The organism is Citrobacter sp. MGH 55, from assembly GCF_016906145.1.
GTDB classification, from domain to species: domain Bacteria; phylum Pseudomonadota; class Gammaproteobacteria; order Enterobacterales; family Enterobacteriaceae; genus Citrobacter_A; species Citrobacter_A amalonaticus.
Genome location: NZ_CP070239.1, coordinates 4,516,969 through 4,528,169 on the forward strand (window position 1 = coordinate 4,516,969; position 11,201 = coordinate 4,528,169).

At 56.3% G+C, this 11,201-nt stretch carries 11 protein-coding genes; 8 read left to right on the forward strand and 3 right to left on the reverse strand.

Annotated features, from left to right (window positions below):
- Positions 1–2: 2 nt before the first annotated feature.
- Positions 3–1,343: an ATP-dependent RNA helicase RhlE gene (rhlE, locus tag JTI98_RS18740; RefSeq protein WP_216081655.1), complete on the reverse strand. Its 1,341-nt coding sequence runs from the start codon at positions 1,341–1,343 to the stop codon at positions 3–5.
- A gap of 231 nt (positions 1,344–1,574) precedes the next feature.
- On the opposite strand from rhlE, the gene cecR reads away from it, so the two are divergent.
- From cecR to JTI98_RS18765, 5 genes are read left to right on the forward strand one after another with little or no spacing between them, the layout of a single operon-like run.
- Positions 1,575–2,249, forward strand: coding sequence for a transcriptional regulator CecR (gene cecR / locus JTI98_RS18745; protein WP_044327530.1), 675 nt, complete (start codon positions 1,575–1,577; stop codon positions 2,247–2,249).
- Entirely contained in the window at positions 2,249–3,244 is a 996-nt protein-coding gene (gene hlyD, locus JTI98_RS18750) for a secretion protein HlyD (RefSeq protein ID WP_044267988.1), read from the forward strand. The genes cecR and hlyD overlap by 1 nt, the downstream gene beginning before the upstream one ends.
- Complete coding sequence (locus tag JTI98_RS18755) at positions 3,237–4,973, forward strand: ATP-binding cassette domain-containing protein (RefSeq protein ID WP_216081656.1); 1,737 nt, start codon at positions 3,237–3,239, stop codon at positions 4,971–4,973. Before hlyD ends, JTI98_RS18755 begins: the two co-directional genes overlap by 8 nt.
- Positions 4,966–6,099, forward strand: a complete 1,134-nt coding sequence (locus JTI98_RS18760; protein ID WP_043001291.1) for an ABC transporter permease — start codon at positions 4,966–4,968, stop codon at positions 6,097–6,099. Before JTI98_RS18755 ends, JTI98_RS18760 begins: the two co-directional genes overlap by 8 nt.
- Positions 6,100–6,109: 10 nt before the next feature.
- Entirely contained in the window at positions 6,110–7,216 is a 1,107-nt protein-coding gene (locus JTI98_RS18765) for an ABC transporter permease (RefSeq protein ID WP_043001292.1), read from the forward strand.
- Here JTI98_RS18765 and JTI98_RS18770 read toward each other — a convergent pair.
- Positions 7,178–7,588, reverse strand: coding sequence for a YbhQ family protein (locus tag JTI98_RS18770; RefSeq protein ID WP_044327533.1), 411 nt, complete (start codon positions 7,586–7,588; stop codon positions 7,178–7,180). The two genes, JTI98_RS18765 and JTI98_RS18770, sit on opposite strands and share 39 nt — an antisense overlap.
- A 132-nt stretch (positions 7,589–7,720) precedes the next feature.
- Here JTI98_RS18770 and JTI98_RS18775 point away from each other — a divergent pair, with 132 nt between their 5' ends.
- Genes JTI98_RS18775 through JTI98_RS18785 form a run of 3 tightly spaced genes read left to right on the forward strand, consistent with a single transcriptional unit; the run spans position 7,721 to position 10,679 of the window.
- Positions 7,721–8,479, forward strand: a complete 759-nt coding sequence (locus JTI98_RS18775) for an endonuclease/exonuclease/phosphatase family protein (protein WP_043001294.1) — start codon at positions 7,721–7,723, stop codon at positions 8,477–8,479.
- A complete protein-coding gene (gene clsB, locus JTI98_RS18780; RefSeq protein WP_043001295.1) occupies positions 8,476–9,717 on the forward strand; it encodes a cardiolipin synthase ClsB in 1,242 nt (413 codons plus the stop codon). Before JTI98_RS18775 ends, clsB begins: the two co-directional genes overlap by 4 nt.
- A complete protein-coding gene (locus JTI98_RS18785; protein ID WP_043001296.1) occupies positions 9,717–10,679 on the forward strand; it encodes a lysylphosphatidylglycerol synthase domain-containing protein in 963 nt (320 codons plus the stop codon). Before clsB ends, JTI98_RS18785 begins: the two co-directional genes overlap by 1 nt.
- 70 nt (positions 10,680–10,749) lie before the next feature.
- Here the strand turns inward: JTI98_RS18785 and JTI98_RS21285 are convergent.
- Positions 10,750–11,201, reverse strand: a 452-nt coding sequence (locus JTI98_RS21285) for a Bax inhibitor-1/YccA family protein (RefSeq protein WP_252869603.1), incomplete at its 5' end; no start/stop codon positions are given.

The following is an 11,201-nucleotide window of genomic DNA, read 5'->3' on the forward strand; positions in this document are numbered from 1 at the left end:
CCTTACTGTACGGGTGTAATTCTGCGCGGGCGACGCGGTGGACGTGGCTTTTCACCAGCCGGTTTRCCCTTCGACGAGCCACCGTCCTGACGACGCGGCTGCTGAGCGCGACCCGCGCCCTGCCCTTGTCCCTGACCACGGCCCCGACCGCCACCACCGCTACGCTGCTGACGACCATTCTGGATCGGCTCAGCTTTGATCGAGGGATCTGGCTCATAGCCCGGCGTGGTAATACGTGGGATCTCTTTTTTCAGCAGTTTTTCAATGTCACGCAGCAGTTTGTGTTCATCAACACAAACCAGCGACAGCGCTTCACCGGTAGCGGCTGCACGTCCAGTACGACCGATACGATGCACATAATCTTCCGGAACGTTCGGCAGCTCGTAGTTCACCACATGCGGTAGTTCTTCGATGTCCAGACCTCGCGCCGCAATGTCAGTCGCCACCAGCACGCGGATATCGCCTGATTTAAAATCCGCCAGCGCACGGGTGCGCGCCCCCTGGCTCTTGTTACCGTGGATCGCTGCACTGCGGATACCATCTTTGTTGAGCTGTTCCGCCAGGTGATTGGCGCCGTGTTTGGTGCGGGTAAAGACCAGTACCTGCTGCCAGTTGCCCTGACCGATCATCTGCGACAACAGTTCGCGCTTGCGTTTCTTATCGACAAAATGGACGTGCTGCGTCACCTGCTCAGACGCCGTGTTGCGACGCGCCACTTCAATTTCCAGCGGGTTATGCAAAAGCTTTTCGGCCAGCGCTTTGATCTCATCAGAGAACGTCGCGGAAAACAGCAGGTTCTGACGCTTCGCCGGCAGTTTCGCTAACACGCGGCGAATATCGTGAATAAAGCCCATATCCAGCATACGGTCCGCTTCATCCAGCACCAGAATCTCAATCTGGTCCAGCTTCACCGCGTTCTGGTGTTCCAGGTCCAGCAAGCGGCCCGGCGTTGCCACCAACACATCGACGCCACCGCGCAGTTTCATCATCTGCGGGTTAATACTCACGCCGCCAAAAACCACCAGCGAGCGAATGTTCAGATACTTGCTGTAATCACGGACGTTTTCACCAATCTGCGCCGCCAGCTCACGCGTCGGCGTCAGGATCAGCGCACGCACCGGACGACGCCCTTTGCCATGCGGCTGTTTGGTAATAAGGTGCTGTAACAGCGGCAGCGTAAAGCCCGCCGTTTTACCGGTACCGGTCTGCGCACTCGCCATCAGGTCGCGACCTTCCAGCACGGCAGGGATCGCCTGTTGCTGAATAGGGGTAGGTTCACGGTAACCCTGCTCGGCAATGGCGCGCAGAATATCAGGATTTAAACCCAGGGAATCAAAAGACATAACTACTCCGAACCGCCCCGACCGTTCCCGGTGTCGTTTTCAGGGAGATGCATACAATTTGGGAATGACAAAAACCACAATGTCATGAAGGGGCGGAGTGTAGCAGTTTTTGTGACACACCGCATAAATTATCCCGGTCACTGGAAAAGACAAAATAAACGACCAGACTGGACAAGGAGAATATTCAGTCATAATCTTAATCAATCGATTGATTAAGAATTGGGTCGCGTGATGAATACCCCCACCATGACCACGAAAGGTGAACAGGCCAAAAGCCAGCTAATTGCCGCCGCACTGGCACAGTTTGGCGAGTATGGCCTGCATGCCACCACCCGCGACATTGCCGCGCAGGCCGGACAAAATATTGCTGCCATTACCTACTATTTTGGCTCAAAAGAGGATTTATACCTCGCCTGCGCCCAGTGGATTGCCGATTTTATTGGCGCGCAGTTTCGGCCACACGCGGAAGAAGCTGAACGCTTATTCGCCGAGCCCCATCCCGACCGTGCGGCCATGCGCGAGCTGATTCTGCGTGCCTGCAAAAACATGATCATGTTGTTAACCCAGGAGGACACCGTCAATCTGAGCAAATTTATCTCGCGCGAACAGCTCTCCCCTACCGCGGCTTATCAACGGGTGCACGAGCAGGTTATTGAGCCGCTGCACAGTCATCTCACTCGTCTTATCGCCGCGTATACCGGCTGCGACGCCAGCGATACGCGCATGATTCTGCATACCCACGCGCTGCTCGGCGAAGTGCTGGCATTCCGTCTTGGTAAAGAAACCATTTTGTTACGTACCGGCTGGTCGCAGTTTGATGAAGAAAAAACTGCACTGATTACGCAGACCGTGACCTGCCATATCGATCTTATTCTGCAAGGGTTATCGCAAAGGAGTCTGGAGTGATGAAAAAACCTGTCGTTATCGGGCTGGTGATTGCGGCACTGCTCGCCGTGATTGCGGGTGGCACATGGTGGTATCAAAGCCGGCAGGATAACGGACTGACGCTCTACGGCAACGTGGACATCCGTACCGTTAACCTCAGCTTTCGCGTCGGAGGCCGACTCGCGTCGCTGGCGGTGGATGAAGGGGATACCATTAAAACAGGACAGGTGCTGGGCGAACTGGATCATGCTCCCTATGAGAACGCCCTGATGCAGGCAAAAGCAGGCGTTTCCGTCGCCCAGGCCCAGTACGATTTGATGCTGGCGGGCTATCGTCAGGAAGAGATTGCGCAGGCGGCAGCAGCGGTGAAACAGGCCCAGGCTGCCTATGATTACGCGCAGAATTTCTACAACCGTCAGCAGGGATTATGGAAAAGCCGCACTATTTCGGCTAACGATCTGGAAAACGCCCGTTCTTCCCGCGACCAGGCGCTGGCCACGTTGAAATCCGCGCAGGACAAACTGAGTCAGTACCGTTCCGGTAATCGCGAACAGGATATCGCCCAGGCGAAAGCCAGCCTTGAACAGGCACAAGCGCAGTTGGCACAGGCGGAACTCGATCTCCATGACACCACGCTTATCGCCCCCTCGAACGGCACGCTGCTAACTCGTGCGGTCGAGCCTGGCAGCATGCTCAGCGCAGGAGGCACCGTGCTGACGCTCTCTCTCACCCGACCAGTCTGGGTGCGCGCCTACGTCGACGAACGTCATCTTTCTCAGGCACAGCCGGGACGCGAAATCCTGTTGTATACCGATGGACGTCCCGACAAGCCTTATCACGGTAAAATCGGTTTTGTCTCTCCGACGGCAGAATTTACTCCGAAAACGGTAGAGACACCGGACCTGCGTACCGATCTGGTTTACCGTCTGCGCATTGTGGTCACCGATGCCGACGACGCGCTGCGCCAGGGCATGCCGGTGACGGTGAAGTTCGGCAACGAGGCTGGACATGAATGATGCCGTCATCACGCTGAGCGGGCTGACTAAGCGTTTTGCCGGACTGGAAAAGCCGGCGGTCGCCCCACTCGACTGTACGATTCACGCCGGGTATGTAACCGGTCTGGTGGGGCCGGATGGCGCCGGGAAAACCACGCTGATGCGAATGCTGGCGGGCTTGCTGAAGCCGGATGGCGGTAGCGCAACGGTGATTGGCTTTGATCCAATCAAAAACGACAGCGCACTGCATGCTGTGCTCGGTTACATGCCGCAGAAATTCGGTCTGTATGAGGATCTCACCGTGATGGAGAACCTCAATCTGTACGCGGATTTACGCAGCGTGACGGGCGAGGTGCGGGAAAAAACCTTTGCCCGCCTGCTGGAATTTACCTCGCTCGGCCCGTTTACCGGACGTCTGGCGGGAAAACTGTCCGGCGGGATGAAACAAAAGCTGGGGCTGGCCTGTACGCTGGTCGGCGAACCCAAAGTGCTGCTGCTGGATGAACCTGGCGTCGGCGTCGACCCCATCTCACGTCGCGAACTGTGGCAGATGGTGCACGAACTGGCGGGCGACGGGATGCTGATCCTGTGGAGCACCTCCTATCTGGATGAAGCCGAACAGTGTCGGGACGTGCTGCTGATGAACGAAGGCGAACTGCTGTATCAGGGGGAACCGACCCAACTGACGCAAACCATGGCGGGACGCAGTTTTTTGATGCACAGCCCACAGGAAAACAACCGGAAACTGCTCCAGCGGGCGTTAAAACTGCCGCAGGTTAGCGACGGCATGATTCAGGGAAAATCGGTGCGTCTGATCCTGAAAAAAGAGGCTACGGCGGACGACATTCGCCATGGCAACGGCATGCCGGAACTCGACATCAGCGAGACTACGCCACGCTTCGAAGACGCGTTTATCGATCTGCTGGGCGGTGCCGCAACCTCTGAATCGCCGCTGGGCGCCATTTTGCATACCGTAGAGGGAACGCCAGGCGAAACGGTGATTGAAGCGAAAGCGCTGACCAAGAAATTCGGCGATTTTGCCGCCACTGACCACGTTGATTTTGCCGTCCAGCGCGGAGAAATTTTTGGCCTGCTGGGCCCCAACGGCGCGGGAAAATCGACAACCTTTAAAATGATGTGCGGCCTGCTGGTGCCCACGTCCGGGAAAGCGTTGGTGTTGGACATGGATCTGAAGGTCAGCTCCGGCAAAGCTCGCCAGCATCTTGGCTATATGGCGCAAAAGTTCTCGCTCTACGGCAACCTGACGGTGGAGCAAAACCTGCGCTTTTTCTCCGGCGTTTATGGTCTGCGGGGACGCGCGCAGAACGAAAAAATCGTCCGCATGAGCGAGGCGTTTGGTCTGAAGAGCATCGCTTCGCATGCCACCGACGAACTGCCGCTGGGCTTTAAGCAACGTCTGGCGCTGGCCTGTTCGCTGATGCATGAACCGGACATTCTGTTTCTTGACGAGCCCACTTCTGGTGTCGATCCCCTCACCCGCCGCGAGTTCTGGCTGCATATCAACAGCATGGTGGAAAAAGGCGTGACGGTGATGGTGACGACCCACTTTATGGACGAAGCGGAATACTGCGACCGCATCGGACTGGTCTATCGCGGGAAACTGATTGCCAGCGGTACGCCGGACGATCTGAAAGCGCAGGCCGCCGATGACGACACGCCGGACCCGACCATGGAGCAGGCTTTTATCCGGTTAATTAACGACTGGGATAAGGAGCATGCCAATGCGTAACCGCCTTCTCTCCTGGCGTCGCGTACGGGCGCTGTGCGTCAAAGAGACGCGGCAGATTGTCCGCGATCCCAGTAGCTGGCTGATCGCCGTGGTGATCCCACTGCTGCTGCTGTTTATTTTTGGCTACGGCATTAACCTTGACTCCAGCAAGTTGCGGGTGGGGATCCTGCTTGAGCAGCAAAGCGAAGAGGCGCTGGACTTTACCCATGCGATGACCGGCTCACCGTACATCGACGCCACCATCAGCGATAACCGCCAGGCGCTGATTGAAAAGATGCAGGCCGGACGTATTCGCGGTCTGGTGGTCATTCCGGTCGATTTCGCCCAGCAGATGGCGCGCGCCAACGACACCGCACCCATTCAGGTAATCACCGACGGTAGTGAACCCAATACCGCCAACTTCGTGCAGGGCTATGTGGAAGGGATCTGGCAAATCTGGCAGATGCAGCGAGCGGAAGATCGCGGAGAAACGTTTGAACCACTGATTGAGGTGCAAACCCGCTACTGGTTTAACCCGGCGGCAATCAGCCAGCATTTTATCATCCCGGGCGCAGTGACCATCATCATGACGGTGATCGGCGCGATCCTCACCTCGCTGGTGGTGGCGCGCGAATGGGAACGCGGGACCATGGAAGCGTTGCTCTCCACGGAAGTGACGCGCGCCGAACTGCTGCTGTGCAAGCTCATCCCCTACTACTTCCTCGGCATGCTGGCGATGCTGCTGTGTATGCTGGTGTCGGTGTTTATTCTCGGCGTCCCGTATCGCGGATCGCTTCTGCTGCTGTTTTTCATCACCAGCCTGTTTTTGCTCAGCACGCTAGGGATGGGACTTCTGATCTCCACCATCACCCGCAACCAGTTTAATGCCGCCCAGGTGGCGCTTAATGCCGCCTTTTTGCCATCGATTATGCTGTCTGGCTTTATCTTCCAGATAGACAGTATGCCTGCGGTGATCCGCGCGGTGACCTATATTATTCCGGCGCGCTACTTCGTCAGCACCCTGCAAAGCCTGTTTCTCGCCGGTAATATTCCGGTGGTGCTGGTGGTCAACGTGCTGTTTTTGATCGCCTCAGCGGTGATGTTTATTGGCCTGACGTGGCTAAAAACCAAACGTCGGCTGGATTAGGGAGACGCGCATGTTTCATCGTTTATGGACGTTAATCCGCAAAGAATTGCAGTCGCTGCTGCGCGAGCCGCAGACCCGCGCGATTTTAATTTTGCCGGTACTGATTCAGGTGCTTTTGTTTCCCTTTGCCGCAACGCTGGAAGTGACTAACGCCACCATCGCCATCTATAACGAAGACAACGGCAAGCATTCGGTGGAGCTGACCCAACGCTTTGCCCGTGCCAAAGCCTTTACCCACATCCTGCTACTGAAAAGCCCGCAGGAAATTCAGCCCACAATCGATACGCAAAAAGCGCTGCTGCTGGTGCGCTTTCCGGCGGATTTCTCGCGCAATCTGGATACCTTTCAGTCTGCGCCCATGCAGTTAATACTTGATGGTCGTAACTCGAACAGCGCGCAGATCGCCGCCAACTATCTCCAGCAAATCGTGAAGAACTATCAGCAGGAGTTGATGGAGGGCAAGCCGAAGCCGAACAACAGCGAGCTGGTGGTGCGCAACTGGTACAACCCTAACCTCGACTACAAATGGTTTGTGGTGCCGTCACTGATCGCGATGATCACCACCATTGGCGTGATGATCGTCACCTCGCTGTCCGTCGCGCGCGAGCGCGAACAGGGCACGCTGGATCAGCTGTTGGTCTCCCCGCTCACCACCTGGCAAATATTTATCGGTAAAGCGGTTCCTGCACTGATTGTCGCCACCGGCCAGGCCTCTATCGTGCTGGCAATCGGTATCTGGGCGTATCAGATCCCGTTTGCCGGGTCGCTGGCGCTGTTTTACTTCACGATGGTGATTTACGGGCTGTCGCTGGTGGGATTTGGCCTGTTGATCTCCTCACTCTGCTCCACGCAGCAGCAAGCGTTTATCGGCGTATTCGTCTTTATGATGCCGGCGATTTTACTGTCGGGCTACGTCTCTCCGGTCGAGAACATGCCGGTCTGGTTACAGAATCTGACATGGATAAACCCGATCCGTCATTTCACGGATATCACCAAACAGATCTATTTGAAAGATGCGAGTTTGCAGATTGTCTGGGGAAGCTTGTGGCCGCTACTGGTGATAGCGGCCACGACGGGATCAGCGGCGTATGCGATGTTTAGACGCAAAATCATGTAACTTTTTGTCTTTCGCCAGCAGCGAAACCACTGCGGGTCCGGCCAGGATTGCCAGTCCCGCTAACGCCAGCAGGACGTTGTTTTGTAAAACCCGGGACAGCAGCCACAGCACAATCAGCGCCGCGCCGAAATACCAGGTGGTGGTGAGTTCTTCCAGCACGTCGGCGACTTCACGCCAGCGCTGCTCGTGATGACGCTGTAACGCCAGCATCAGTAATACGGTCACGCCATACACTACACATAATCCCAGGCCGACGTGCACCAGCGTGCCACTCATCCAGCCTAAGACCAACAACGCCACGACCAGTAAATGCAACATAATCTGCCAGCAACTTAACCCCGTTGCGACACGAACTCGTTGTTGCCACCTCATGGCTTTTCTCCTGAAGGATTTTTCTCTAATGACTCAGAGTACCGCACTTTACGGAAAATTCCGTAACACCGCACCTTTTTGTGACGACGACTACACTATTTCAATCAGAAGAGTGACGCCAACAGGAGAAAAATGACTCAATCGACACGAAATTTTTCATTCACCGTGCTCACCATCAATACGCATAAAGGCTTTACCGCCTTTAACAAGCGCTTCATTTTACCGGAACTGCGTGATGCCGTTCGTACGGTTGGCGCCGACATTGTCTGCCTGCAGGAGGTGATGGGCGCGCACGAAGTGCATCCGCTGCACGTCGAAAACTGGCCGGATACCACGCACTACGAATTTCTCGCCGACACGATGTGGAGTGACTACGCTTACGGGCGTAACGCCGTCTACCCGCAAGGGCATCATGGCAACGCGGTGCTGTCACGCTATCCTATTGAACATTATGAAAATCGTGATGTTTCGGTCGGCAGCAGTGAAAAGCGCGGCGTGCTCTATTGCCGTATTGTTCCGCCGCAACTCGGGAAACCGATTCATGTGATGAGTGTTCACCTCGGCCTGCGTGAAGCTCACCGGCAGGCGCAACTTACCCTGCTGACAGACTGGGTCAACGCCCTGCCCGACGGTGAACCGGTGGTGGTGGCCGGTGATTTCAACGACTGGCGGCAAAAGGCAAACCATTCCTTAAAAGCCGCGGGCCTGGAGGAAATTTTCACCCGCGCCCGCGGCCGCCCGGCACGGACCTTTCCTGTCAGCCTGCCGCTGCTGCGCCTTGATCGTATTTACGTGAAAAATGCCAATGCCAGTTCGCCGACAGCGCTACCGCTGCGCAACTGGCGGCATCTCTCTGACCATGCCCCCCTTAGCGCGGAGATCCATCTATGAAATGTGGCTGGCGTGAAGGTAATCAGATCCAGTTACTGGAAAACGGCGACCAGTATTATCCCGCTGTGTTTGCGGCAATAGCCGATGCGCAGCAAAGAATTATTCTCGAAACTTTCATCTGGTTTGAAGATGAGGTAGGAAAACAGCTTCATGCGGCTCTGCTGGCCGCAGCAAAACGCGGCGTGAAGGCGGAAGTGCTGCTGGACGGCTACGGCTCACCAGACCTGAGCGATGCATTCGTTGGCGAACTGACCTCGGCAGGCGTGGTGTTTCGTTATTACGATCCGCGTCCCCGGATCTTTGGTATGCGCACCAACGTCTTTCGCCGTATGCATCGCAAGATTGTGGTGATAGACGACCGGGTGGCGTTTATCGGCGGGATCAACTATTCCGATGAACATATGTCCGACTATGGCCCGGAAGCCAAGCAGGACTACGCGGTGCGCGTGGAAGGACCTGTCGTCGCCGATATACTGCAGTTTGAAGTGGAAAACCTTCCCGGGCAGAGTGCAGTGCGCCGCTGGTGGCGCCGTCATCACCGTGCTGAAGAGAACCGCCAGCCCGGCGAGGCGCAGGCGCTGTTCGTCTGGCGCGACAACGACGAGCACCGCGACGATATCGAACGTCACTACCTGAAAATGCTCACCCAGGCACGGCGGGAAGTGATTATCGCCAACGCCTACTTCTTTCCCGGTTACCGGTTACTGCACGCCATGCGCAAAGCCGCCCGCCGCGGCGTGCGCGTCAAACTGATCGTGCAGGGGGAGCCGGATATGCCAATTGTGAAGGTCGGAGCCCGTCTGCTGTACAACTATCTGGTGAAAGGCGATGTCCAGGTTTACGAATATCGCCGCAAGCCACTGCATGGCAAAGTGGCGCTGATGGATGACCACTGGGCGACGGTCGGCTCCAGCAATCTCGACCCGCTCAGCCTGTCGCTTAATCTGGAAGCCAACCTGATCGTGCACGATCGCCAGTTCAACCAGACGCTGCGCGACAACCTTAACGCGATCATTGCCGAAGACTGTAAGCAGGTCGATGAGTCGATGCTGCCGAGACGCACCTGGTGGAACCTGACCAAAAGCGTGCTGGCGTTCCACTTCTTACGTCACTTCCCGGCGCTGGTCGGCTGGCTTCCGGCGCATACTCCCCATCTCGCGCAGGTGGATCCGCCAGCCCAGCCCGAGATGGAAACGCAGGATCGGGTAGAAGTACAGAACACAGGAGCCAAACCCTGATGGCAAAATCACATCCGCGCTGGCGGCTGGCAAAAAAGATCCTCACCTGGCTGTTTTTTATCGCCGTGATTGTGCTGCTGGTGGTCTACGCCAAAAAGGTGAACTGGGAAGACGTCTGGACGGTGATCCGCGACTACAACCGGGTTGCGTTGCTGAGCGCCGTCGGGCTGGTGATCCTCAGCTATCTGCTCTATGGCTGCTATGACCTGTTGGGCCGCGCCTATTGCGGTCACAAGCTGGCAAAGCGGCAAGTGATGCTGGTGTCGTTTATTTGCTATGCCTTTAACCTGACGCTCAGTACCTGGGTCGGCGGCATCGGTATGCGCTACCGGCTCTATTCCCGCCTCGGCCTGCCGGGTGGCACCATCACCCGTATCTTCTCTCTTAGCATCACCACCAACTGGCTGGGCTATATTTTGCTTGGCGGGATCATCTTCACCTTTGGCGTGGTGCAACTGCCTGCCCACTGGTATATCGACGAGGGCACGCTGCGTATTCTCGGCGTGGTGCTGCTGTTAATCATCGCTATTTATCTGTGGTTCTGCGCTTTCGCAAAACACCGTCATATGACGATCAAAGGGCAGAAACTGGTGCTACCGTCGTGGAAATTTGCGCTGGCCCAGATGGCCATCTCCAGCGCCAACTGGATGGTGATGGGGGCGATTATCTGGTTGCTGCTGGGCCAGGAGGTGAATTATTTCTTCGTGCTGGGCGTGCTGCTGGTCAGCAGTATCGCGGGAGTGATTGTCCACATTCCGGCGGGAATTGGCGTTCTGGAAGCGGTGTTTATCGCGCTGCTGGCGGGGGAAGACACGTCGCAAGGCGCGATTATTGCCGCCCTGCTCGCCTACCGCGTGCTGTATTACTTTATTCCCTTATTGCTGGCGCTGATCTGCTATCTGGTGCTGGAGAGTCGGGCGAAGAAGCTGCGGGCAAAGAACGAGAAGGCGATGGCGAAGTAATACCTCGTCACCGCCCTCGGCATCATTTCGTAGGCCGGATAAGGCGTAGCCGCCATCCGGCACAACGAACTCAACGGCGATTGCCTAAAATACGCAGCAGCATCAGGAACAGGTTGATAAAGTCCAGATACAGCGTCAGCGCACCGAGAATCGAATATTTACGCAGGTTAGAACTGTCGCGCACATCGATTTGCTCGCCAATGTTCTTCAGCTTCTGGGTGTCATAGGCGGTCAGCCCAACAAAAACCACCACACCAATATAGGTCACCGCCCACATCAGCGCCTCGCTTTTCAGCCAGAAGTTCACCAGTGAGGCCAGGATGATGCCAATCAGCGCCATAAACAGCATGTTGCCCCAGCCGCTCAGATCGCGCTTCGTAGTGTATCCCCACAGGCTCATCACTCCAAACATCCCGCCGGTCACCACGAAGGTGCTGGCGATGGAGGAGGCTGTATAAATGATGAAGATACTGGAAAGCGTCAGACCGGTGAGTACCGAATAGAGCATAAACAGCGTCGTCG

What these genes read in the sequence shown, in the direction of transcription:
- cecR (WP_044327530.1), top strand. Translation starts at nt 1,575, where the DNA reads ATGAATACCCCCACCATGACCACGAAAGGTGAACAGGCCAAAAGCCAG.
- hlyD (WP_044267988.1), top strand. Translation starts at nt 2,249, where the DNA reads ATGAAAAAACCTGTCGTTATCGGGCTGGTGATTGCGGCACTGCTCGCC.
- JTI98_RS18755 (WP_216081656.1), top strand. Translation starts at nt 3,237, where the DNA reads ATGAATGATGCCGTCATCACGCTGAGCGGGCTGACTAAGCGTTTTGCC.
- JTI98_RS18760 (WP_043001291.1), top strand. Translation starts at nt 4,966, where the DNA reads ATGCGTAACCGCCTTCTCTCCTGGCGTCGCGTACGGGCGCTGTGCGTC.
- JTI98_RS18765 (WP_043001292.1), top strand. Translation starts at nt 6,110, where the DNA reads ATGTTTCATCGTTTATGGACGTTAATCCGCAAAGAATTGCAGTCGCTG.
- JTI98_RS18770 (WP_044327533.1), bottom strand. Translation starts at nt 7,588, where the DNA reads ATGAGGTGGCAACAACGAGTTCGTGTCGCAACGGGGTTAAGTTGCTGG.
- JTI98_RS18775 (WP_043001294.1), top strand. Translation starts at nt 7,721, where the DNA reads ATGACTCAATCGACACGAAATTTTTCATTCACCGTGCTCACCATCAAT.
- clsB (WP_043001295.1), top strand. Translation starts at nt 8,476, where the DNA reads ATGAAATGTGGCTGGCGTGAAGGTAATCAGATCCAGTTACTGGAAAAC.
- JTI98_RS18785 (WP_043001296.1), top strand. Translation starts at nt 9,717, where the DNA reads ATGGCAAAATCACATCCGCGCTGGCGGCTGGCAAAAAAGATCCTCACC.